The 23992-nt window shown below is 73.6% G+C and carries 18 protein-coding genes and 1 pseudogene; 6 read left to right on the plus strand and 13 right to left on the minus strand.

All coding sequences use genetic code 11. The features are described from left to right. Positions 1–481: glycerophosphodiester phosphodiesterase family protein (locus GJQ66_RS07080; protein ID WP_268866074.1), on the minus strand; the 481-nt coding region annotated here is incomplete at its 3' end. A 131-nt stretch (positions 482–612) separates the two neighbouring features. Between GJQ66_RS07080 and GJQ66_RS07085 the strand changes: the two genes are divergently transcribed. Next, positions 613–1383, plus strand: coding sequence for an SDR family oxidoreductase (locus GJQ66_RS07085; RefSeq protein ID WP_368732762.1), 771 nt, complete (start codon positions 613–615; stop codon positions 1381–1383). Between the two features lie 15 nt (positions 1384–1398). On the opposite strand, the gene GJQ66_RS07090 is transcribed toward GJQ66_RS07085, so the two are convergent. Beyond that, the gene (locus tag GJQ66_RS07090) at positions 1399–2388 is read right to left on the minus strand and encodes an AEC family transporter (protein ID WP_155048663.1); all 990 of its coding nucleotides are present in this window, start codon (positions 2386–2388) and stop codon (positions 1399–1401) included. Between the two features lie 15 nt (positions 2389–2403). On the opposite strand from GJQ66_RS07090, the gene GJQ66_RS07095 reads away from it, so the two are divergent. Then, positions 2404–4773 carry an excinuclease ABC subunit UvrA gene (locus tag GJQ66_RS07095; RefSeq protein WP_155048664.1) on the plus strand — a complete coding sequence of 790 codons (2370 nt, stop codon included), beginning with the start codon at positions 2404–2406 and terminating at the stop codon, positions 4771–4773. Between the two features lies 1 nt (position 4774). Here GJQ66_RS07095 and GJQ66_RS07100 read toward each other — a convergent pair whose 3' ends face one another. The 6 genes and pseudogenes from GJQ66_RS07100 to GJQ66_RS15290 form a co-directional block, all read right to left on the minus strand. After that, positions 4775–6211: an MFS transporter gene (locus GJQ66_RS07100; RefSeq protein ID WP_155048665.1), complete on the minus strand. Its 1437-nt coding sequence runs from the start codon at positions 6209–6211 to the stop codon at positions 4775–4777. After that, the gene (locus GJQ66_RS07105) at positions 6208–7533 is read right to left on the minus strand and encodes a M20/M25/M40 family metallo-hydrolase (RefSeq protein WP_155048666.1); all 1326 of its coding nucleotides are present in this window, start codon (positions 7531–7533) and stop codon (positions 6208–6210) included. Before GJQ66_RS07105 ends, GJQ66_RS07100 begins: the two co-directional genes overlap by 4 nt. Positions 7534–7687: 154 nt before the next feature. Beyond that, positions 7688–8911: a Fic family protein gene (locus GJQ66_RS07110; RefSeq protein ID WP_155048667.1), complete on the minus strand. Its 1224-nt coding sequence runs from the start codon at positions 8909–8911 to the stop codon at positions 7688–7690. A gap of 27 nt (positions 8912–8938) precedes the next feature. Further along, the gene (locus tag GJQ66_RS07115; RefSeq protein WP_368732763.1) at positions 8939–9448 is read right to left on the minus strand and encodes a GNAT family N-acetyltransferase; all 510 of its coding nucleotides are present in this window, start codon (positions 9446–9448) and stop codon (positions 8939–8941) included. Between the two features lie 65 nt (positions 9449–9513). Then, positions 9514–9738 (minus strand): annotated as a pseudogene (locus GJQ66_RS07120) (ATP-binding cassette domain-containing protein); the annotation flags it as partial. 96 nt (positions 9739–9834) lie between these two features. Next, positions 9835–10542, minus strand: a complete 708-nt coding sequence (locus tag GJQ66_RS15290; protein WP_155048668.1) for a transglycosylase family protein — start codon at positions 10540–10542, stop codon at positions 9835–9837. A 229-nt stretch (positions 10543–10771) separates the two neighbouring features. Between GJQ66_RS15290 and hrpB the strand changes: the two genes are divergently transcribed. The 3 genes from hrpB to GJQ66_RS07140 are packed head-to-tail and all read left to right on the plus strand — an operon-like array spanning position 10772 to position 15312. Then, a complete protein-coding gene (gene hrpB / locus GJQ66_RS07130; RefSeq protein ID WP_368732764.1) occupies positions 10772–13291 on the plus strand; it encodes an ATP-dependent helicase HrpB in 2520 nt (839 codons plus the stop codon). A 51-nt stretch (positions 13292–13342) separates the two neighbouring features. After that, on the plus strand, positions 13343–15043 hold the full coding sequence (locus GJQ66_RS07135) for an FAD-dependent oxidoreductase (RefSeq protein ID WP_155048670.1): 1701 nt from the start codon (positions 13343–13345) through the stop codon (positions 15041–15043). Then, the gene (locus tag GJQ66_RS07140) at positions 15040–15312 is read left to right on the plus strand and encodes a metal-sensitive transcriptional regulator (RefSeq protein ID WP_155048671.1); all 273 of its coding nucleotides are present in this window, start codon (positions 15040–15042) and stop codon (positions 15310–15312) included. The genes GJQ66_RS07135 and GJQ66_RS07140 overlap by 4 nt, the downstream gene beginning before the upstream one ends. Here GJQ66_RS07140 and helR read toward each other — a convergent pair. Beyond that, positions 15299–17464: an RNA polymerase recycling motor ATPase HelR gene (gene helR / locus GJQ66_RS07145; protein WP_368732765.1), complete on the minus strand. Its 2166-nt coding sequence runs from the start codon at positions 17462–17464 to the stop codon at positions 15299–15301. The genes GJQ66_RS07140 and helR overlap by 14 nt on opposite strands. A gap of 79 nt (positions 17465–17543) precedes the next feature. Between helR and GJQ66_RS07150 the strand changes: the two genes are divergently transcribed. Next, complete coding sequence (locus GJQ66_RS07150; protein ID WP_155048673.1) at positions 17544–19034, plus strand: deoxyguanosinetriphosphate triphosphohydrolase family protein; 1491 nt, start codon at positions 17544–17546, stop codon at positions 19032–19034. A gap of 16 nt (positions 19035–19050) precedes the next feature. On the opposite strand, the gene GJQ66_RS07155 is transcribed toward GJQ66_RS07150, so the two are convergent. From GJQ66_RS07155 to GJQ66_RS07170, 4 genes are read right to left on the minus strand one after another with little or no spacing between them, the layout of a single operon-like run. Further along, a complete protein-coding gene (locus GJQ66_RS07155) occupies positions 19051–20073 on the minus strand; it encodes an LLM class flavin-dependent oxidoreductase (protein ID WP_155048674.1) in 1023 nt (340 codons plus the stop codon). 34 nt (positions 20074–20107) lie between these two features. Then, positions 20108–20878: an SGNH/GDSL hydrolase family protein gene (locus GJQ66_RS07160; RefSeq protein ID WP_368732766.1), complete on the minus strand. Its 771-nt coding sequence runs from the start codon at positions 20876–20878 to the stop codon at positions 20108–20110. 52 nt (positions 20879–20930) lie between these two features. Then, entirely contained in the window at positions 20931–22253 is a 1323-nt protein-coding gene (locus GJQ66_RS07165; RefSeq protein WP_368732767.1) for an MFS transporter, read from the minus strand. A 43-nt stretch (positions 22254–22296) separates the two neighbouring features. Further along, positions 22297–23970: a DUF885 domain-containing protein gene (locus GJQ66_RS07170; protein WP_155048675.1), complete on the minus strand. Its 1674-nt coding sequence runs from the start codon at positions 23968–23970 to the stop codon at positions 22297–22299. Positions 23971–23992: the final 22 nt, after the last annotated feature.

Consider the following 23992-nt stretch of genomic DNA (forward strand, 5'->3'; position numbering starts at 1 on the left):
CGCCGCCCGCGCGGCGCGCGGCGGCGAGCGCGCGCCCGCGCCGGCGGTCGTCGAAGCTGGTGAGGAGGACGCGCTCCGCGTGCGCGCTGGCGATGCGGCCCGCCGGATCCGCCGCGGCGTCGGCCTTCACGTCGATGTTGAAGCGCACCTCGGGGAACGCCTCGAGCGCGTCCGCCATCGTCGCGAGCCCGCCGCGCGCCGCCATGAGCCCCTCGAGCTCCTCGTGGGTGACTTCGGCGACCGCGCGGTCGTCGCCCGTCACGCGCGTGAGGCGCGGGTCGTGGAAGAGCACGACGACGCCGTCGGCGGTGAGGTGGCAGTCGGATTCGACGTAGGTGGCGCCCGCGGCGTGCGCCGCGGCGATCGCCGCGACCGAGTTCTCCGCGATACCGTCTCCGGCCATGTCCGCGGTGACGAGCCCGCGATGGGCGAGGATGCGGGGCTTCTCCTGCGCGGCGAAGTACGGGTGGCCTGCCGTCATGTCGGGAACGTACCACTCGCGCCCGTCCGCTCGGTGGATCCGCTCACGGGGGAGGACGGATCCGCCGCGATAGGCTCGAAGGGTCATCGGCCCGCCTGGCGCGGGCGCCCCGCACCACCCCAGGAGTCACCGTGACTGAGCCCCTCCCCGCCGGATCCCTCGACGGAAAGACCGCCCTGGTGACGGGGTCCTCGCGCGGCGTCGGGGCCGACACCGTGCGCGACCTGGCCGCCGCGGGCGCGAACGTCGTCATCAACTTCCGCAACAAGGCGCCGCGCGCCGAGAAGCTCGCGCGCGAGGTCAACGAGAAGTACGGCGTCCAGACCCTCGTGGTCGGCGCCGACCTGACGGATCCGGAATCGGTCGGCTCGATGATGGGCGCCGTGAACGATGTGTTCGGCTGCCTCGACCTGCTCGTCCTGAACGCGTCGGGCGGCATGGAGCAGGACCTCGGCGAGAACTACGCCATGCGCCTGAACCGCGACGCGCAGCTGAACGTGCTTGAGCAGGCCCTCCCGATCATGCCGCGGGGCGGGCGCGTCGTGTTCGTCACGAGCCACCAGGCGCACTTCATCCGCACGACCCCGACCATGCCCGAGTACGAGCCCGTCGCGCTGTCCAAGCGCGCGGGCGAGGACGCGCTGCGCGAGCGGATCCCGGCGCTCGCGGAGCGCGGCATCGATTTCGTTGTGGTCTCCGCCGACATGATCGAGGGGACGATCACGGCCACGCTGCTCAACCGCCTGAACCCCGGCGCGATCGACCAGCGCCGCGAGGAGGCGGGATCGCTCCTCAACGTCGCCGAGTTCGCCCGCGAGATTGCGCGCGCCGCGGTCGACGAGATCCCGGCGGACAACGAGCGGATCTGCGGCGACGTCTCGAGCTTCCACGGCACGGACTGAGCCGGGCCACCGCGCTCACCCCAGCAGGAGCGCGGTGGCGAACAGCACGGGCACGCACCCCAGCGTCGTGAGGAACACGACGTCGCGGGTGAGGACGAGTCCGATGCCGTATCGCTGGGCGTAGTTGAAGACGTTCTGCGCCGTGGGGAGCGCGGCGAGCACGACGACGACGTAGAGGGCCTGGCCCTCCAGGCCGAACGCGAATCGGCCGAGGAGATATGCCGCGACCGGCATGAGGACGATTTTGAGCGCCGTCGCGAGGATGACGTCGCGGCGGCGCCCGCGGTGCGTGAGGATCCGCTGGCCGTTGAGCGACATCCCGAAGCTGATGAGGATGACGGGGACCGCCGCGTTCGCGACGAGCTGGAGCGGCTCGTGGACGATCGGCGGGATGTCGATCCCGAGGAGCGCGACGGTCATGCCCGCCAGGGACCCGAGGACCATCGGGTTGCGGAAGACGCGCACAATGGCGCGCCACGCGCGCGTCTCGCCGCTGGAGATCGCGTCGAGGAGGGCGAGGGTGATGGGCGTGAAGGCGATCTGCTGCATGAGGATGATCGGCGCCGAATAGGCCGCGTTGCCCAGGAGATAGGTCGAAATCGGAAGGCCGACGTTATTGCCGTTGACCTGCCCCGAGGACAGCGCGCCCATAACGGTGTCGCCCCAGCCGCGTCGCCACCAGAGCTTGGCCACGAGCCCGTACACGAGGAAGATCACGGCGGCGGCGGCGGCCGAGACGGGCAGCAGGGACGAGAACAGCATCGCGACGTCGGCGTCGGAGAGGACGACGAACATGAGGAAGGGGTTGAGGACGAAGAAGGTCAACCGCCCGAGCACGGCGCCGCCGTGCTCGCCGAGCAGGTCGATGCGCCCGATGATGTACCCCGTGATGATGGCGACGCCGACGACGGCGAAGCCCGTGAGCACCCCGATCACGGCATCGACGGGCTCGGCGGGGCGGCGGGTCTCACCCCTCCAACCTATCGCCGCGCGCCGCGCACTCATGGCACGATCGGGGTCATGCCGCACGATTCCGCGCCTCACGCCGCCGACCGTCACGACACGATCCGCGTGCGCGGTGCGCGCGAGAACAACCTCCGCGGGGTCGACGTCGACCTCCCCAAGCGCCGCCTAACCGTCTTCACGGGGGTATCAGGATCCGGCAAGAGCTCGCTCGCGTTCGACGCGATCGCGGCGGAATCCCAGCGCATGATCAACGAGACCTACAGCGCGTTCGTGCAGGGGTTTATGCCGCAGCTCGCCCGGCCCGACGTCGACGCGCTCGAGGGGCTCACGACGGCGATCCTCGTCGGCCAGGAGCGCCTTGCCGCGAACATCCGCTCGACCGTCGGCACCGCGAGCGACGCCAACGCGCTCCTGCGCACCCTCTTCAGCCGCGTCGGCGATCCGCAGATCGGGCCGCCCAACGCGTTCTCCTTCAACACGCCGTCTGTGACGGCGTCCGGCGCCATCCTCGTCGAGCGGTCGGGCGCGGCGAAGCGCCAGCGCGCGGAGTACCACGTGCTGGGCGGCATGTGCCCGGGGTGCGAGGGGACGGGGCGGGTGAGCGACCTCGACCTCCGCCAGTTGTACGACCCGTCGCTGTCCATCAACGACGGCGCGATCCTCGTGCCCGGATACAAGGTCGGCGGGTGGAGCGTGCGCTTCTACGCCGAGTCGGGCTTCTTCGACCCGGACACGCCTGTCTCCCGGTTCACGGACGCCGAGCTCGACGACTTCCTGCACCGCGAGGCGACGAAGGTGAAGATCGGCGGCGTCAACATGACCTACCAGGGCCTGGTGCCCCAGGTGCGCAAGTCCATGCTCACGAAGGACCGCGAGCAGATGCAGCCGCACATCCGCGCCTTCATCGATCGCGCTGTCGCCTTTGCCCCCTGCCCGGACTGCGACGGGACCCGCCTCGCGGAGCCCGCGCGCTCTTCGCGCATCGCCGGGATCTCGATCGCCGACGCGTGCGCCCTGCAGGTCAGCGATCTGCGCGCATGGGTGCGGGGCCTCGACGAACCGGGGGCCGCGACGCTCCTCGGCGCGCTCGACGCCCTCCTGACCTCCTTCGTCGACATCGGGCTCGGCTATCTCTCCCTCGACCGCGCCGCGAGCACGCTGTCCGGCGGCGAGGCGCAGCGGCTGAAGATGATCGCGCACCTCGGCTCGCCGCTCACCGACGTGACGTACGTCTTTGACGAGCCCACCGCGGGACTACATCCGCACGACATCGAGCGCATGAACGCGCTGCTGCTGCAGCTGCGCGACAAGGGCAATACGGTGTTGGTCGTCGAGCACAAGCCGGAGACGATCGCGATCGCCGATCGCGTCGTCGAGATCGGTCCGGGCGCCGGATCCGCGGGCGGCACCGTCACCTTCGAGGGCACCGTGGCCGAGCTGCGGGACTCGGACACGGTCACGGGGTGCCACCTGGCCGACCGGGTCTCGCTGAAGGACGCGGTGCGCACCCCGACCGGGGCGATCGAGGTGCGTGGCGCCCGCAGTCACAACCTGCGCGACGTCGACATCGACCTCCCGACGGGCGTGCTCGTGGCACTCACGGGCGTCGCCGGATCCGGGAAGAGCTCGCTCATCGCCGAGCAGGTTGCGGGCCGCGACGGGGTGGTGTTCGTCGACCAGCAGCCGGTGAAGGGATCCAGCCGCAGCAACCCGGCCACGTACACGGGCGTGCCGGATCCGGTGCGCAAGGCGTTCGCGAAGGCCAACGGCGTCGCGCCCGCGCTGTTCAGCGCGAACAGCGCCGGCGCCTGTCCGACCTGCAAGGGCAGCGGCACGATCACGACCGAGTTTGGTTTCATGCAGGGCGTGACGTCCCCGTGCGAGGACTGCGGCGGTCGCCGGTTCACGGCCGAGGTCCTCGAGTACCGCCTGGGCGGGAAGAACATCGCGGAGGTCCTCGACATGCCCGTCGCCGACGCCCGGGCGTTCTTCGCGGCGAAGGAGTCGCGCGTGCCGGCCGCGGGGAAGATCCTCGGCCGCCTCGAGGAGACCGGGCTCGGGTACATCACCCTCGGCCAGCCGCTGACGACGCTGTCGGGCGGCGAGCGCCAGCGCCTGAAGCTCGCCGTGCAGATGGCCGAGGGGGCAGAGGTTTACGTGCTCGACGAGCCGACGACGGGCCTGCACCTCGCGGACGTCGCGGCGCTGTTGGAGATGCTCGACCGGCTGGTCGACTCCGGCTCCTCGGTCATCGTGATCGAGCACCACCAGGCGGTCATGGCGCACGCCGACTGGGTCGTCGACATGGGGCCGGGCGCGGGGCACGACGGGGGCCGCGTGGTGTTCGAGGGGACGCCGGCGGACCTCGTCTCCGCGCGGGGCACGCTCACGGGGGAGCACCTCGCGGCGTACGTCGGCGCCTGAGTCAGACCCCGCCCGCGGCCGCCGCGGCGGCGGTCGGGTGATCCGCGAACGCGTCCCGCGGCACGGCCAGCAGCGCGAGCGCGGCGACGAGGGCGGCCCCGCCGCACACGACCCAGACGGTGACATAGCCGCTGAGCGACCCCGCGGTGCCGCCCCCCGATGCGCCCGTGGCGAGCGCGATGCCGAACACGCACGAGGCGATCGCCCCGCCCACGGTCTTCACCGAGTTCGTCAGCCCGGTCGCGACGCCCGTCTGGGCGGGCGGGGCCGCCGCCGCGGCGGTCGCGGGTAGGGCCGCGACGAGGGCGCCGGAGCCGACGCCGACGACGGCCATGTTCGCGACGACCTGCGCGTAGGTGTCGTGGAACGGAAGGAAGAGGAAGAAGCCGGCGCTGACCAACCCCGCGGCGGCCACGAGCGCCAGCCGCGGGGAGAGGATCCGCGCCGCGCGGGAGTACGAGAGCGCGCCCGCGATCATGGCGATGAGGTACACCCCGATGAGCAGCGACGTGGCGAACCCTGCCGTGCCGAGCCCGTAGCCGGCCACGGTCGGATCCGTGCGCGCGAACGTGGACAGCGGCGCCTGGGCGCCCAGCACGCTCATGCCGAACAGCCCGGCCGTGAGGAACACGGGCCAGAGCGCGGCCGAGCGGAACAGGCGGACGTCGATGAGCGGATCCGCGTGGCGCAGCTCCCAGAGGACGAACGGGACGAGGAGCGCGAGCCCGAGCGCGACGATCGCCCACGCGAGCGGATCGCCGAGCCCGCCGATGCGCAGGAGGCTCAGCCCGCCCGTGAACGCGATGAGCGCGAGGGAGAGGAGCGTCAGCCCGACCGTGTCGAGGCGCCCGCCCGCGACCTGCGGGGACTCCGGGACGCCGAACAGGATCACGAAGAAGCACGCGAGAACGGCGACGCCGGGGATGGCGAGCACGACCTGGACAGGGAGAGCGTCGACGAGCGCGCCGCCCGCGAGCGCGCCCACGATCGCGCCGGCTTCGAGCGCGGCGACGAGGATTCCCGCGGCGCGGGCGGTGACCGACGGAGGCTGACCGCCGGCGCGGGCGCGCCCCCAGATGAGCGCGATCTCGAGCGGGAGCCACACGACGTAGAAGCCCTGCAGGGTCCAGGCCACGAGGAACACCGCGAACGAGTCGGCGAAGGGCAGCGCGAGCGAGGCCGCCGCGGTCAGCGCCGTGGACACGAGGAGCATGCGCCGGTGCCCGAGCATGTCCCCGAGCTTCGCGAAGGCCGGGACGACCAGCGCGGACAGCATGAGCTGCGTGCCCTCGAGCCAGTTGACGTCGGCGTCGTGGATCCCGAGGTGGCGCGCGATGTCCGTGAGCATGGGCGTGTAGTAGCCCTGGAGGATGCCGCTCGTGAATTCGACCGCTGCGAGGAATCCGACCACGCCCAGAAGGGCGCCCAGGCGCGTCATGACAGGCCCGTCAGGAGCGCGATGTGAAAGGAGCGCCCCCGCTCGAGGGAGGCCACCTCGACGCGCTCGTCGACCCCGTGGATCGAGGCGCGCTGGGCGGCGGACATCTCGAGCGGCGCGAATCGATATACCGCGGGGGAGAACCGGTGGAAATGCCGCGCGTCGCTCGCCTGCATCATGAGGTACGGCGCAACGAGGGCGCCGGGGTAGGCGGCGCCGGCGGCCGCGGCGACCGCGCCGAATGCGGGGCCGTCGGCGGGGGAGAGGGGCGAGGGATCGGATCCTTCCAGCACCTCGAGCTCGACCCCGGGGTCCGCGATGCGGCGCCGGAGGCGGGCGAGGACTCCGGCGACGGTCTCGCCGGGAACGATGCGGAGGTTGAACGTCGCGCTCGCGTCGGACGGGAGCACGTTCGCGGCGGATCCGCCGGATTGCATCGTGGCGGCGATCGTCGTGCGCACGAGCGCGGCGGGTTCGCCGCCCGCCGCGGCGAAGACCTGGCCCGTGAGGAAGCGGTTGCGCGCGAGGAGGCGCAGCCCGGCGCGCGTCGGTCCCGTCGCGCGCCCGGCGAACGCGCCGAGCATCCGCGTGATCGCCTCGGGAGTGCGCGGCCGGAAGGTGCGGGGCCCCAGGCGCGCAACGGCGCGCGCCATCCGCGAGATCGCCGTCCCGCGCCGCGGCGCCGAGGCGTGCCCGCCCGCGCTGCGCACCCTCGCGCGCACCGTGAGGGCGCCCTTTTCGCCGACGCCGATCATCGCCGTCGGGCCCTGGACGAACGGCAGGGGCGAGCCGACGACCGCGCCGCCCTCGTCGAGCACGAGCCAGGGGACGATGCCGCGCGCCCGCATCTCGTCCGAGATGGCCCGCGCGGCCGCGCCGAAGGATTCCTCGTTGCCGCCGAACGAGAGGTAGACGTCCCGCGCGGGAACGAAGCCGTCGGCGAGGAGCGTCTCGACGGCCTCCAGGATGACGATGAGCGGCCCCTTGTCGTCGAGCGCGCCGCGGCCGTGGACCCAGCCGTCGCGGACCGTTCCGGCGAACGGATCCTCGGACCAGCCGTCCTCGAGCCGTGCGGGCACGACGTCGTAGTGCGCCATGAGGACGACGGGATCCTCATCGGTGGCGCCGCGCCACCGGAACAGCAGGCCGAGGTCCGTGATCCGCTCGCGCGTGAGGTGCGCGTGTGTGAGCGGATACAGCTCTTCGAGAAGCTCGACGAATTCCTCGAACGGCCCGAGGCCGCGATCCGGGATCTCGGCGCTGACCGTGGGAAGGCGGATCATCCGCGCGAGGCGTGTGGCGATCCCGTCTCGTGGGCTCATGAGCCGAGGGTATCGACTGGTCGGGACTCCGAAAGGACGCGCACCGCCAGGCCCGGCGAACTGTACGTGCAATCACCGATAATGCACATTATGTCAGCTTACCCAAACCATGTATCCGCGCGCGCTCCCCCTGAGGCCGCATGCGGACCCGCGCTCACCGGGGCGCGAGCGGGTCGCGTCGCCCCGCGCGGGCGGCGAAGGCGTCGAGCGCGTCGAGGACCTCGGGCGCGAGCCACACGCGGTTGCGCCGCGCGTTCGCGGAACGCGGCTCGATGATGCCCGCGTTCGTCAGCTGCGCGATCGCGCGCTGCGCGGCGGACGAGGCGACCCCGAGCTCGCCCACGACGAGCGGCGTCGTGAGCGCGGGCTGGCGCACGAGGACATCCAGGAGGCGACGCGCGGCGGATCCGCGACGCGACGGCAGGCGCTCCTCCCAGCCCGCGCGGATCCGGGCAAGCTCCTCCGCGAGCACGCGTCCGTTGGCGGCCCCGCGGAAAGCAGCGTTCACGAACGCGCGCACGATGGGTTCCACATCGCCCCGGCGGAAGTCCATGAGCGCCGCCGTGTACCCGCGCGTGTCGGCGAGGAGGCCCGCGGAGACGGGCACGGTCATGCGCGTGGTGGCGCCCGCCCGGCGCAGCATCGCGTGCACGAGCGCGCGCCCGACCCGGCCGTTGCCGTCGGCGAACGGGTGGATCGTCTCGAACTGCGCGTGCGCGATGGCGGCGTGCGTGAGGAGCGGGATGTCGGCGCGCCGCGTGAAGGCCATGAGATCCGCCATCGCGCCGGGGATCCGCTCGGCGCGCGGCGGAACGAACTCGGCCGTGTGTGGCGACGGCCCCCCGCCGATCCACACCTGTTCGGTGCGGAACTGACCGGGCGAGGCGTGTCGCTCCCCCGCCATGAGCGCCGCGTGCGCCTGCAGGATCGCGCCCTCGGCCATCTCGTCCGACAGCGCGATCGCGCGCGTCATGGCCGCGACGTTCTGCGCGACCAGCTCCGCGTTTCGGCCGGTCGGTTGGGAGATCCCGGCCAGGGCGAGCGCTCGGGCGCCCGCGGTGACCCCCTCGATCTGCGACGAGGAGGCGGACTCGGTGCGCAACAGCACGGACGCGAGCGGCGCGATCTCGTCGCCCGCTCCCCCGGCGCGCGCCGTCAGCTCGGCGTCGAAGCGCGCGATCTCGCGAATCGCGTCCTCGGCCTCGGCGGCGAGGTCCGGTGCAATGTCGCTGGCGGTGTCCCGGATCCGCGCCGGGATGGCGGCCGCGTACGGCCCGCGGGCGGCGAGCCGCTGGCGCCGAGAGGCGGGAAGGGTGGCGTCGCGCTCCCACGGCACCGTCTCCCAGGAGACGGCGAAGGCGTCGGAAGGTGGTGCCATGGGGCGATCTTACGCCACTTTGTGACCTTAAGGTGTCGTAAGAAGGCGCCGCATCTCGACCTCTCGCGTGGTCGGATCCAGCGGGTACGCCTCGGTGTGCCCCGTGGGGACGAACCCGCGGCCGCGGTAGAACGCGATCGCGCGGGCGTTGTGCTCGTGCACGTCGAGTGTCAGGGTGTCGCCGTCCAGATCGATCGCCCACGCCACGATCTCCGCGAGGAGACGATCGGCGACCCCAGCCGCGCGGCCCCGCGCCCGCGCGTCGACGTATACGCCCACGAGCTCGGGCCCGCGCACGGGGCTGTAGTGCCCGCGCATGATGCCGCACCAGCCGTCGTCGTCCTCAGCGATGACCGCGGCCCGCCCGAGGCGGGTCATGCGCGTCGCGCGGATCCGCCACTCGGCGTCCGGGATGCGCTCGGCATCCGCCAGGCGCTCCCCGAACGCGGTCGGGGCGTCGGCGAGCATGCGCAGCCGGATCGCGCGGAAGGCCTCGTGCTCGTCGGCGCGCATGGCGCGCACCCGCACGCCCGTCACGCGACCTCTCCCCGCAGTGCCGCCGGCAGGTAGCGCGCCGACGGCGCGTCCTCGGGCGCGCCGACCTGCTGGATGAGGCGACGGGCGTACGGCGCCACGGAGGCGAAGAAGCGCCGTTGCGCCTCGGCGTAGATCGTGGCGAAGGCCAGCGAGCTCTTGCCGGATCCGGAGACGCCGGTGAACGCGACGATCCGATTCCGAGGAACGTCGAGGTCGACGTTTCGAAGGTTGTGCTCGCGGGCGCCGCGGACGCGGATGGTGCCCGTTGCGGCGAAGTCGGGGACGCTCACTCGTCGCTCCTCGTGTCGGTCTGCGGTGCCTCCAGCCTGCCAGCTCGCGCGGGCGCGGGGCCGGTCCTTCCGGACCGGCCCCGCGCGTCTCGGGCGTCAGCTCGCGGGGAGCACGAGGTCCTGCCCCACCTCGATGAGGTCGGGGTCGTCGAGGAGGTCCTGGTTGACGGCGAAGATGCCGGTCCACCCCGACTCGATCTCGAGCGCCTCGGCGATCTCGAAGAGCGTGTCGCCGGACTCGACGGTGTAGGTCTCGTCCGACGCCTCGACGTCGGGCAGTTGCGCCTCGGCGGGCGCGGCCTCCGCGGCGGGAGCCGCCGGAGTCTCGGCGGCCGGCGCGGTCTCCTCGGCGGGCGCGGTCTCCTCCGCGGGGGCGGTCTCCTCGGCCGGGGCCGCGACCTCGGCGGACGCGCTCGTGTCGGCCGTCCCGGTCGCGCCGATCTGCGCCGAACAGGTCGGCCACGCGCCCCAGCCCTGGGTGGCGAGGACGTTCTCGGCGACGCGGATCTGCTCCTCGCGCGAGGCGTCGGCCGGGTTGCCCGACCCGCCGTTCGCCTCCCACGTGGAGAGCGAGAACTGCAGCCCGCCGTAGTAGCCGTTGCCCGTGTTGATCGCCCAGTTGCCGCCGGACTCGCACTGCGCGAGCGCGTCCCACGTGGCGCCGTCGGCCGCGTTGGCCGCCGTCGGCAGGAGGACGGCGCCGGCGACGGTCGCGACGCCCGCCGCGACGAGGCCGCTCTTCGCGAGTGCTCCGCGGCGGCCGGACGGGGTCTGGGGGGAGTTCTTCTTCTGGAACACACTCATCTCCGCGGTCCCGTCCCGCGACGCCGGAGCGCGCCCCCACCCGGCCGGAGGAATCTCTCGATGACAGGGCGCGAGGGGCTCTCGGGTGGGGGTGGACGGCGGCCCCTCGCGATTGAGTCCGAACAGCATACGCATACATCACGAACCGATAACAATTGCGCCCAGGACCTTGCCAGGCGGGTCATCGGCGACCTTCAGGCCGATGCGCGGGCGCTGGCACAATGGATCCGTGACTCGCGACCCCCGGCCCTTCGACCTCGCGCGGATCGGCCGCGGGCTCCCCGTGGCCGACGTGGACGGGGCGCTGCGCGCGGCTCTCGCGAGCGGATCCGCGGTCATCGTCGCGCCTCCGGGGTCCGGGAAGACGACCTACGTTCCGCCGCTCGCCGTCGACGTCACCGGCGGGCGCGTCCTCGTCACCCAACCCCGCCGCGTCGCGGTGCGGGCCGCCGCCCGACGCCTGGCCGAGCTTGACGGCGTGGCCCTCGGCGCACGCGTGGGGTACGCCGTGCGCGGGGACCGCGTGACGGCGGCGGATGCGCTGGTCGAGTTCGTCACCCCGGGCCTCCTCCTGCGGCGCCTCCTCGCGGATCCGGGCCTCGATGGCGTCGCCGCGGTCGTCGTGGATGAGGTGCACGAGCGCTCGCTCGACGGCGACCTGCTGCTCGCGATGCTCGCGGACGTCCGGCAGCTGCGGGACGACCTCACGCTCGTGGCGATGTCGGCGACAATCGACGCGGACCACGTCGCGGCGCAGATCGGCGGGGACTCCCCCGCGCCGATCGTCGACGCGCCGGCGGCGCTGCACCCGCTCGACATCTCCTACGCGCCGGGAATCGGGCCCCGCAGCGACGACCGCGGCGTCACCGGCGCGTTCGTCGACCACCTCGCGGCCGTCGCCGCGGACGCCCACGACGGCGACGGCGACGCGCTCGTCTTCGCTCCCGCCGTGCGGGATGTGGAGGCGGTCGCCGCCGCGCTGCGCCGGCGCGCGCCCCACGCCGAGGTCCTCGCCCTGCACGGCCGGCTCCCCCGCGCCGAGCAGGACCGGGCGACCGCCGGCCGCGCGCCGGGCGATCCGCCGCGATTTGTCGTGAGCACGTCGCTCGCCGAGAGCTCGCTGACCGTCCCGGGCGTCCGGCTCGTTGTCGATTCGGGTCTCGCCCGCGTGCTGCGGCGCGACACAGTGCGGGACATGGCAGGGCTCGTGACGCGATCGGCCTCGCGCGCCAGCGCCGACCAGCGGGCGGGCCGCGCGGCGCGGCAGGGGCCGGGGCGGGCGATCCGCGCCTACTCGGAGGCCGACCTCGGCGCCTTCCGTCGCGCCGACGATCCCGAGATCGCCCACGCCGACCTCGTCTCGGCGATGCTGACGCTCGCGGCCTGGGGCGCTCCCTGCGGCACGGGGATGCGCTTCCTGACGCCGCCGCCGGAGGGGGCCGCCCGGAGCGCGCACCGCGCGCTCGTGGAGCTCGGGCTTGTCGGGGCGGACGGGCGTCTGACCCCGGACGGCGCCCGCGCGGCCCGGCTTCCCGTGGACCCGCGCGCGGCGCGCGCGCTCCTGGCTGCCTCGGAGTGGGGCGTCGATCCGCGCGAGGCGGGCGAGATCGTCGCGGCGCTCGAGGGCGATTATCGCGACGCGGGCGGGGACCTCGCGAGGATCCTCGCGGAGCTCCGCGGGGGTGGCCGCGTCGCACGCGAGTGGGCGCGGGAGGCGGATCGGCTCGCGCGCTTTGCCGCCGCGCCCGCGACGCCCCGCGCGGAGCGCGCGGACGGGCTGGTCGTCGCGCTCGCGCGGCCCGACGCGATCGCCCGCCGCGTCGGCGAGCGCGCGTATCTGCTGGCGCGCGGGACGCGGGCGAGCCTCCCCTCTGGTAGCGGCCTGGCGGGGGCGGAGTGGATCGCGGTCCACGACGTCCAGCGCGCGGCGGGCGGCGCCGCGCGCGAGACGGGCGCGGTCGTGCGCCTGGGCGCGGCCCTGACGGAGGCGGATGCGCTCGCCGTCGGCGCGCCGCTCGTCGAGACGCGCCGCGAGGCGAGCGTCGTGGACGGGCGGATCCGCGTGCGCGCCGTCCGCGCTCTCGGCGCGATCGAGCTCGGAGCGACGCCCGCCGCTGCGACGCCGGAGGACGCGCGCGCGGCCACGGTCGACCTCGTCGCCCGCTCCGGGATCGCCGCGCTCGCGTGGGACGAGGGGACCCTCGCGCTCCGCGCGCGGATGGCGCTCCTGCGGCGCGCGCTCGGGGCGCCCTGGCCCGACGTGTCGAACGCGGCGCTCGCGCGCGCCCTCGACGCGTGGCTGCTCGCCGCCCCGGCGCCGCGCCTGGCCACCGCGGCTGAAGTCCGCGACGGGCTGCGGGCGCTGCTCCCTTGGCCGGACGCGGCCCGACTCGACGAGCTCGCGCCCGAGCGACTGGAGGTTCCCTCGGGACGCGCGGTCCGGATCGCCTACCCGGATCCGGAGGATCCGAGCGCGCCGCCGGTGGTGGCGGTGAAGCTGCAGGAGGTCTTCGGCCTCGCCGACACGCCGCGCCTCGTCGGCGGGCGGGTGCCGGTGCTGTTCCACCTGCTCTCCCCCGGCGGTCACCCTCTCGCCGTGACGGCCGATCTCGCGTCGTTCTGGAACGGCCCGTACGGTGACGTGCGTCGCGAGATGCGCGGGCGCTACCCGAAGCATCCGTGGCCGGAAGACCCGTGGACCGCCGTGGCGACGCGCCGCACGAACCGCGCGCTGCGCGCGGGAGAATGACGACGCGTCCGAATCGGCCCGCTCGGATACCCCCGGGGGTATAGTGGAGGTATGACCACCACTAAGACCATCGTCGTCGTCGGCGGCGTCGCGGGCGGCATGAGCTTCGCCGCGCGGGCCCGGCGACTGGACGAGAACGCCCACATCATCGTGCTCGAGCGGGGCGAGGACGTCTCGTACGCGAACTGCGGCCTCCCCTACTACGTCGGCGGTGAGATCGCCGACCGCGGCGCGCTTCTCGTGCAGACGCCGGAGAGCCTGCGCGCCGCGCTCGCGCTCGACGTGCGCCCCCGCCACGAGGTCGTCTCCCTCGACATCGCGGCGCAGTCGCTGACGGCCGAGGGGCCGAGCGGCCGCGTCGAGCTGTCCTACGACGAGCTCGTCCTCGCACCGGGCGCCCTCGCGGCCCGCCCGCCGATCCCCGGGCTCGACTCGCCGCGCGTGAGCACGCTGCGCACCGTTCCCGACGCCATCCGTCTCCGCGGCTGGGTCGAGGGCGGCGCCCGGCGCGCGGTCGTCCTGGGCGCCGGCTTCATCGGAGTCGAGGCGGCCGAGGCCCTGGCACACGCCGGCCTGGACGTCACTCTCGTCGAGCTGGCGGCGCACGTGCTTCCCCCGCTCGAATCCGAGCTGGCGGTGCGGGTGACGGACGAGCTGGAGGCGCTCGGGATCCGCGTCGTCACGGGCGTCGGGGCGTCCGCCGTGCACCACGGTGGCGAGGCGGATCAGGTCGAGCTCGCCACCGGCGAGCGCATCGACGCCGACCTCGTCGTGCTTTCGATCGGCGTACGGCCCGACACGGGCTTCGCCGAGGAGGCGGGCGTCGCCGCCGAGCGCGGCGCGATCGTCGTCGACGAGCGGGGCCGCACGTCGGCCGCGCACGTCTGGGCCGTCGGAGACGCGACCCTCAGCGTCGACGCCGCCACGGGCGCGCGCCGCCCCGTCGCGCTGGCCGGGCCCGCCAACCGGGCCGGCCGCCTCGTGGCCGACAACATGCTGCGCCCGGAGAAGGCCCGCGCGATCCCCCAGCCCGTCGGCACCGCGATCGTCCGCGTCGGATCCCTGACCGCGGCGCTCACGGGCGCCAACCGCCAGGCGCTCGATTCCGCGGGAATCGCGTACCGCACGCTGCATCTGCACCCCGCCCAGCACGCCGGCTACTTCCCCGGCGCCGAGCAGATCCATCTCGTCGTGCACGTCGCGCGCGAGGGAGGCCGTCTCCTCGGAGCTCAGGCGGTGGGAACCGACGGCGTGGACAAGCGGATCGACGTGCTCGCCACCGCGCTGCGCGCGGGATTCGCGGGCGAGGACCTCATCGACCTCGACCTGGCCTACTCGCCGCCCTACGGCCAGGCGAAGGATGCCGTGAACCACACGGGCCTCGTCGCGCAGAACGTCGCCGACGGCACGCTCCGCCTCTGGTACGCCGACGAGGTCGACGAGGTGCTCGAGAGCGCGCTCGTCGTCGACGTGCGGCGCGCGGACGAGTGGGTCACGGGGCACCTCCCCGGGGCGCTGCACGTCCCCCACACCGAGCTGCGCGATCGCCTCGACGAGGTGCGCGCCCAGGCCGCGGGCCGGCCCGTGCGCGTGATGTGCGCCTCGGGCGTGCGCTCCGCGATCGCCCACCGCGTGCTGACCCAGGCCGGCTTCGACTCCGCGTCGCTGTCGGGCGGGTCGATCACGCTCCGCGACCACCTCCGCGCCGCGTCGCGCGAGCTGCTGACCATCGACGAAGGGATCCCCGCATGAGCACCACCGACTCCGAGGCGCGCCGCCGCATCGCGCTGCGCCTCAAGCGCGCCCGCGGCCAGCTCGACGCCGTGATCGCCGCCGTCGAGGAGGATCGGCCCTGCCGCGACGTCGTCACGCAGCTGTCGGCCGTGACGCACGCGCTCGACCGCGCGGGGTTCGCCGTCGTCTCCACGGCCATGCGCGACTGCATGGTCGCGAGCGAGGAGGGCACGGAACCGGAGCTGTCCGTCGAGGAGCTCGAGAAGCTGTTCCTCACGCTGGCGTAGGAACCGGATCCGCCTGGGAGGTGAGGATCCACAGCCGCTGGGTGGCGCGCGTCATGGCGACGTAGCGATCCACGGCGCCCGCGATCCCCGTCCCGAGGCGGTCCGGGTCCACCAGCACGACCGCGTCGAACTCGAGGCCCTTCGCCTCCCGCGCCCGGATGACCCGGACGCGCGGATGGCGGGGGGCCTCGTCGGCGCCGATGACGGCCAGCACACCGGCCTCGTGGGCGCCCAGCCATTCCTCGACGACGCGCTCGAGGTCGCCCCGCGCGCCCCGCGCCACGGGCTCGCCCGACTCGCGCACGGAGCGCGGGACGTTCGCGTCCGGGAGCGCCTCGCGGATGGCGCGCTCGGCGACGGCCATGATCTCCGCCGGGGTGCGGTAGTTGATCGACAGGCCGGTGGTGGCGACGCGGGTGATCCCCACGCGCCCGAGGCGGTCGCGCCAGGACGCGGCGAACCCATCCCTGGCCTGCGCGCGGTCGCCGACGATTGTGAAGCTCTTCGACGGGCAGCGGCGCACGAGCATCCGCCACTCGGCGTCGGTGAGCTCCTGCGCCTCGTCGACCACGACGTGCGCGAAGGGGCCCGCGAGCGCATCGTGGTCGACGGTGGGGATCGCGCCGTCGTCCACGAGGCGCTCCTGCATGTCGGCGGCGGCAAGCATGAGGGAGACGCCCTCGCCGTCCTCGTCCGCGTCCGAGAGGTAGTCCACGACGGTCTCAATGCGCTCGCGTTCCGCCATGAGCGCCGCGCGCCGGGCGCTGCGGCGCTGGGCGAGGCCGGGGTCGCCGATGAGCTCGCGCGCCGCGTCGAGCAGGGGCAGGTCCGCGTCCGTCCACGCGGATCCGCGCGGGCGGCGGAGCGCGCCGCGCTCGGTGTGATCGAGCCAGGGGGCCGCGCCTGCGAGGAGGTCCTCGTCGGCCCAGAGCGCCTCGACGAGGGCGGGCGGATCCAGGACGGGCCACACGGCGTCGAACGCGGCGCGCAGCTGGGCGTGGCTCGACAGCTCCCGTCGCGCGAGGTGCGGCGGCATCTCGCCCCCGCGCATCGTGAGCGACTCGAGCAGCTCCTCCCAGATCGCATCGCGGGCCTCGTTGTGCGGCGTGCCGTCCTCGCACGCCCCCATCGCCTGCTCCCAGTCCTCGGGCTCGATGTCGACGTCGGCCCAGGAGGCCTGGATCACGACGTCCTCGTCGGGCGCGCGCTCGTAGCGCCGGACGACGTTCGCGATCGCCCGTTCGAGGTTGCCCGCGCCCTTCAGGCGCCGCGCGGCGTCGGACGCCTCCGGCACGGCGGCCGCGCCCTCGGGCACGAGGCGCCGCATGGTCGCGATCCGCACGCTGTCCTCGCCGAGGCTGGGCAGGACGTCGTCGACGTAGGAGAGATACGACTCGCCGGGGCCGACGAACAGCACTCCCCCACCGCCCGACGACGAGATGCGGGCGTCGGCGTAGAGCAGGTAGGCGGCGCGGTGCAGCGCGACGACGGTCTTTCCGGTGCCAGGCCCGCCGTCGACGACGAGCGCGTCGGTGGCCGGGGCGCGAATGATGGCGTCCTGGTCGGCCTGGATGGTGGCGAGCACGTCCCGCATCGCGGGACCCCGCGCGGCCGACAGGGTGCGGATGAAGGCGCTCTGGTCGTCGAGCGCCGGCCGCGCATTGCCGCCATCCGGGGCGAAGACCTCGTCCCAGTAGTCCACGACGCGGCCGCCCGCCCAGCGGTAGCGCCGGCGCGCCGTGAGCCCCATCGGCCGCGCGTGCGTCGCGCCGAAGAACGGTTCGGCCGCGGGCGCGCGCCAGTCGACGAGGAGGCGCCGCCCGTCCGGGTCCGTGAGGCCGATGCGGCCGATGTAGAGCGGCTCCCCGCCCTCCGGTTCGATGCGCCCGAGGCAGAGGTCGCGCCCGTAGCGCTCGAGGACGCCGAGCCGCGCGGAGAGGTGGTGGATCTCGATGTCGCGGTCCATGGCGCTCTGGCCGTCGCGCCCGCCCGATCGGCGCGCGGCCGCGAGACGCCGCTCGGCGTCCCGGCGCCGACCCTCGAGCGCGCGGGCGATGCGCGCGAAGTGCTCCTCGTCGGGGCCGATATCGGCGGGGCCCGCCTTGTGGGCGAGCTCGGCGGGCAGGAGGAACGAGGCGCCGGGGGAAGTCACGATCCCCCATTGTGCGCCATCGCCGACCGGCGCGGCTGGCCGCGCGCTGAGCCGCGCGCGTCTCGGGCAGGATGGGGGGATGACCAACGCCGACCCGCGCGCCGCGCGCCGCGCCGACGAGGAGCTCGACGAGTTCCAGAGCGCCGAGCGCCACCCCGAGTACCGTGTGGACCTCGAGCGGATCCGCTTCTCCCCGTTCTTCTCCCGGCTGTCCGCCGTGACGCAGGTGATCTCGCAGACGGGCGCGGGCCTCGCGGTGCACAACCGCCTCACCCACTCGGTTAAGGTCGCGGCCGTCGCGCGCGCCATCGCGGTGCACCTGTCCACCGACCAGGGCGAGACGGGCCGCGCGGTCGCGGACCTCGGCGGCTGCCACCCCGTCGTCGTCCAGGCCGCCGCCAGCGCGCACGACCTCGGCCACCCGCCCTTCGGGCACCTCGGCGAGCAGACGCTCGACCGCATCGCGCGCGAGAAGTTCCGCCTCGCGGAGGGGTTCGAGGGCAACGCGCAGACCTTCCGGATCCTCACCCGCCTCGACGAGCACGATCAGCCGGGCGTCGGCCTCAACCTCACGGCGGCCGTGCGCGCGGCGGTCCTGAAGTACCCCTGGCTGCGCGGGCACGGCGGCGGGCGGCGCGGCGGGTCCCGGAAGTTCTCCGCCTACGTCACCGATGTCGACGACATGCGGGGCGCGCTCGCGGCATACCCCCTGATCGAGGAGGGCCAGCAGACGATCGAGTGCTCGATCATGGACATCGCCGACGACATCGCCTATTCGCTGCACGACCTCGACGACTTCTACCGGGCCGGCCTCCTCAACCAGGCCACGATCTCCTCGGAGTTCCGGGCCTGGCGGCGCGACCTCACGGAGCTCCGCGCCCTCGACGCGCCCGCCCTCGCGATCGCGAATCGCTCCCCCGGTCACGCGCTGGAGCTGCTGTGGCGCCGGCTCGAAGCCAGGGATCCGTGGATCGCGGACCCCGATGCATTCGAGCGCGCCGTCGCGAAGGTCACGGAGGAGGTCGTCGACGGGCTCCTCGCCGTGCCGTTCGATGGCTCGCTCGCCTCGGAGCGCGCGCTCGCGGGGTTCACGTCCGAGTGGATCGCTCATCTCCAGGCGTCCGTCTTCGTCACGCGCGAGCCGGACGCGCGCTCGGGCCACGTGAGCCTGGACCGGAGGGCGTGGCACGAGGTCGCGGTGCTGAAGTTCCTCCACGAGCGGTTCATCCTCGACCGCCCGGACCTCGCCGTGTATCAGCGGGGCCAGGCGAGCGTCCTCGAGCGGCTCGTGGACGGGTTCGCGGCGTGGATCGACGACGCGCACGACGTCCGGCGCGCCCCGCGGCGGCTGATCGACTTCGTCGACCTCGCGACGGAGGACTACCTGCGCGTCAAGCGCGAAAGCCCCGACCTCATCGACGTCACGAGCGAGGAGGAGATCCGCCGCCGAGCGACCGGGCGCGGCGTCATCGACTACGTCGCCTCGCTGACCGACGCGCAGGCCACGTCGCTCGACGGCCTCCTCGTCGGCCAGACGGAGCGCCTCTGGGACGCCGGCCAGGGCCTCTGACCGGCGCCCCGCGCGCTCAGCGCCAGCCCAGCGCGGGCGCGACGTGCGTGAGGATCGACTCGATGACGTGCGCGTTGTAGTCGACGCCGAGCTGGTTGGGGACGGTCAGCAGCAGCGTGTCCGCCTCAGCGATCGCCTCGTCGTGGCGCAGCTGCTCGATGAGCGCGTCGGGCTCGTCGGCGTAGGAGCGGCCGAAGATCGCGCGGGTCTTCTCGTCGATGTGGCCGATCTGGTCCTCCGTGTCACCGCCGAGGAAGTAGCGGCGATCCGTGTCGTTCGTGATCGCGAAGATCGATCGCGACACGGAGGTGCGCGGCGAGAACCCGTGGTCGTGCGTCGCCCACTCGTCCGCGAAGGCGCGCAGCTGCTTCGCCTGCTGGACGTGGAACGGCTCGCCCGTCTCGTCGTTCTTGAGCGTCGAGCTCATGAGGTTCATGCCCTGCTGCGCGGCCCAGCGCGCGGTGGCGTCGGATCCGGCGCCCCACCAGATGCGCTCGCGCAGGCCCTCGCTGTGCGGCTCGAGCCGCAGCATCCCCGGCGGGTTCGGGAACATGGGGCGAGGGTTCGGCTCCGCGAAGCCGCGGCCCTCGAGGAGCTGCAGGAAGAGCTCGGTCTTCTGGCGCGCCGCGGCCTCGCCCTGCGGGTCGTCCTCGGCCGCGCCGTACCCGAAGTACTTCCAGCCGTCGATGACCTGCTCGGGCGAGCCCCGCGAGATGCCGAGCTGCAGGCGGCCGTCCGAGATGAGGTCGGCGGCGCCGGCGTCCTCGACCATGTACATGGGATTTTCGTACCGCATGTCGATGACGCCGGTGCCGAGCTCGATGCGGCTCGTCTTCGCGCCCGCCGCGGCAAGCAGTGGGAACGGCGACGCGAGCTGGCGAGCGAAATGGTGCACGCGGAAGTAGGCGCCGTCGGCGCCCAGATCCTCCGCCGCTTGCGCGAGGTCGATGGACTGGTGCAACACGTCGCTCGCCGACCGCGTCCCCGACTGCGGGTGCGGCGTCCAGTGCCCGAAGGACAGGAACCCGATCTTCTTCATGCATCCATTCTGACGCATAAACTTCGGGCTCGGGTCACGCGGTCTCCGGGAGGTGCGGCGGCACGCGGAGCCAGTCGGGGATCTTCGCGCTGCGGCCGTCCCCCGAGGACGTTCCCGTCAGCCGCCGGCGGATCCACGGCACGACGTGTGCGCGGTAGTAGTCGCGGTTGTCCAGGTGCGCGCCCGCGCCCTCCGGCAGGGACCACCAGTTGGGCGGCGCCTGCTCCCCCACGGCCTCGAGAACGCGCGCCGCGACGCGGTGGTGCCCGCGGACGTTCATGTGGAGCCGGTCGGGCGACCAGAACGCGGGCTCGCGGAGGGAGGCGTCCGTCCAGTTGATCGCCCAGACGATGCCGGTGCGCCCGCGCAGGCGGGCGGTGACGGCGCGCGTCAGCTCGTCGCCGCGGCGCCGGATCACGCGCGACAGCGGTAGGCCGCCCGACGGATCCGCCCCGGCGAGCAGGATGGGCACGACGCCTTCGGCGGCGCACCGCGCCGCCACGTGGACGAACGCGTCGACGACGCGATCGATCGAGCGGCCGGGGCGGAGCATGTCGTTGCCGCCGCCGTTGAACGACAGATGCGTTGGGCGCAGCGCGAGCGCCGGTTCGAGCTGCTCGTCGACGACCGGCCACGCGAGCTTGCCGCGGATCGCGAGGTTGGCGTAATCGATCGCCTCGCCCCGCGAGCTCGCCCACCCCTCGGCCGCGAGGTCGGCCCATCCCCGGGGCGTCCCGTCCGGGCGCTCGTCGCCCACGCCCTCCGTGAAGGAATCGCCGATCGCCACATATCGCACACTCGTCACGGATCCATCCTAGGAACCCCGCGTGGCGCGGGCGCGGCTAGCGTGTGTCGCCCTAGGAGCGCGGCACCGCCTCGTCGAGCGGTACGCCGCGCATGTCCCCGACGGCCCACGCGGCGGCGGCGGCGATCGCGAACGCGATCGCGAACACCGTGAACACGAGCCCGGCGCCGGAGACGGCGAGGGCCCAGGGGGTGAACAGTGGCGCGGCGATCGAGGCGATGCGCCCCACGCCCGCCGCCCAGCCCGCGCCGGTGGCGCGTACCGCGGTCGGATAGACCTCCGGACTGACGGCGTACAGCGCGCCCCACGCCCCGAGGTTGAAGAAGGACAGCAGGCACCCGAAGGTGAGGATCTGCCACACCTCCCCCGCGGCGCCGAAGGCCATTGCCGAAAGGGCGGATCCGACGAGGAAGACCGACAGCGTCGCCCGTCGCCCCCACACCTCGATGAGCCAGGCGGCCACCGCGTATCCCGGCAGCTGCGCGAGGGTGATGATGAGCGTGTAACCGAACGAGCGGACGAGGTCGAAGCCCTGCGCCACGAGGATCGAGGGGATCCAGATGAAGGCGCCGTAGTAGGCGAAGTTCACGCAGAACCAGACCACCCAGAGCGCGGCGGTCTTCCGGGCGAGCGCGCCCCGGAACAGCGCGCCCACGCCCGCGCGGGCGGGCCGGCCGGGCGCCGCCGGCGCCGCGCCATCCACGGCGTCGGCCGAGTCGCCGAGGAAGCGGTGCGTGATGGCCTCGGCCTCGGCCGTCCGGCCGCGCGCCGCGAGCCACCGGGGAGACTCCGGCAGGCCCCACCGGACCACGAGGGCGTACGCCGCCGGGATCGCCCCGAGCGCGAAGGCCCAGCGCCACCCGTTCTCGAGCGGCACGACGAAGTAGCCGATCAGCGCCGAGGCCGTCCAGCCGACGGCCCAGAACGCCTCGAGAATGACCACGAGGCGGCCGCGGATCCGCGCCGGGGCGAACTCGCTCACGTACGTGGACGCGACGGGGAGCTCGGAACCGAGCCCCAGGCCGACGAGAAAGCGCAGCGCGATGAGCGCGCCAACGCCGCCGACGAGCGCGCTCGCGCCCGTCGCGAGACCGTAGACGAGCAGCGTCACGGCGAAGACCTGCCGGCGCCCGAAGCGGTCCGCAAGAAGGCCGCCGAGGCTCGCGCCGATCGCCATCCCGATGAACCCCACCGACGTGATCCATCCGGCAGTGCCGGGCGCCAGGTCCCACTCGACGGCGAGCGCCGCGATGATGAACGAGATGAGCCCGACGTCCATGGCGTCGAGGGCCCAGCCGAGCCCGGATCCCGTGAGGATCCGACCGTGCGAGCGAGAGAAGCGGGCGCCGTCGAGGCGCTGCGAAACGGAGGTCACCCCGACAGGTTAGTGTCGGGGTGACCCTTCGCGCCAGCCGAGGTCAGCCGACGAGCTCCGCGCGCAGCGTGTCGAGGCCGACGCCGCCGAGGTCGAGCGCCCGCTTGTGGAACGCCTTCATCGAGAAGCCCTCGCCCTCGCGCTCCCGGACCGCGTCGCGGATGTCCGTCCAGATCCGCTGACCCACCTTGTACGACGGCGCCTGCCCCGGCCAGCCGAGGTACCGGTTCAGCTCGAACGTGACGAACTGGTCGGCCATGTTCACGTTGCGGCGGAGAAACTCGAGAGCGTAGTCCGCGTCCCACTTCTGGTAGCTATCGGGGCGCCGCTTGCCGAGGTGCACGCCGATGTCGAGCACGACGCGGGCCGCGCGCATCCGCTGCCCGTCGAGCATGCCGAGGCGGGCGGCGGGGTCGTCGAGGTAGCCGAGCTCCTCCATGAGGCGCTCGGCGTAGAGGGCCCAGCCCTCCGCGTGGCCGGAGGTCCCGGCGAGCAGGCGCCGCCAGCTGTTCAGCTCGGCCCGGTTGTAGACGGCCTGGCCGATCTGCAGGTGATGGCCCGGCACACCCTCGTGGTACACCGTGGTCAGTTCGCGCCAGGTGTCGAACGCGCGCACGCCGTCCGGGACGGACCACCACATCCGGCCGGGCCGGGAGAAGTCGTCGCTCGGGGCCGTGTAGTAGATCTCCCCCGACGTCGTCGGCGCGATCATGCACTCCACGCGGCGCACGGGTTCGGGGATGTCGAAGTGCGTCTCGCCGAGCTCGGCCACCGCGCGGTCCGCGGTCTCCTGCATCCATTCGCGCAGGGCGTCCTGCCCGATGAGCTTGCGGGTCATGTCGCGCTCAAGGTGCGCGACGGCGTCCTCGACGCTCGCGCCAGGCAGGATTTCGCGCGCGAGCGCCTCCTGCTCGGCGCGCACGCGCGCGAGCTCCTCGAGCCCCCACGCGTACGTCTCGTCGAGGTCGACGTCGGCGCCGAGGAAGCGGCGGGAGTGGATCCCGTACAGCTCGCGCCCCACGGCGTCCTCCTCCGCGGCGCGCGGCGCCAGGACGCCGTCGAGGAAGCGCGCGAGCCGGCCGTATGCCGAGCGCGCGGCGTCGGCGCCATCGGACAGCGCGGCATCGAGGGCACGGGGAAGCGGATCCCCCTGCGCGCTCGCGCCCGCCACCAGCTGGTCGAAGAACCCGTCGGGGAAGGCGTAGCTCCGGGCCTGTTCGGCGACCTCGCGCACCTGGCGCACCGCCGGTACGACGCCCTCGTGGATCCCCTCGCGGAGCGTGGCGATGTAGCCGTCGATCGCGTCGGGGACCGCGGCGAGGCGGGTGGCGAAGTGCTCCCAGTCGTCCGCGGTATCGGTGGGCATGAGGTCGAACGCCTGGCGGATGTCCTGCGAGGGGCTCTCGAGCACGTTGAGGTCGCGCAGGTGCCAGCGGGACTCGTGCAGCTCGAGGTCGAGGCACAGCTCGCGGGACAGGTCGGCCTGCGTGACGCGGTCGGTCGCGTCGGCCGGTTCGAGCGCCTCGAGGCGCGTCAGGGTGTCGCGGGTGGCCGAGGCGAGCGCCTCGTGGCCGCCGGGACCGTAGTCGCCGAAGCGGTCGTTCGCCTCCGTGCGGCCGATGTACGTCCCGAGCGTGGGACGCAGGCCGACGAGGGTGTCGACCCACTCCTCGGCCAGGGTATCGATCAGTGTCTGGGGTCGTCGATTGTCATCCATGGGTCCCCCCAGGCTATCGGCA

It is taken from the genome of Microbacterium sp. ZXX196 (assembly GCF_009709595.1).
Taxonomy (GTDB): domain Bacteria; phylum Actinomycetota; class Actinomycetes; order Actinomycetales; family Microbacteriaceae; genus Microbacterium; species Microbacterium excoecariae.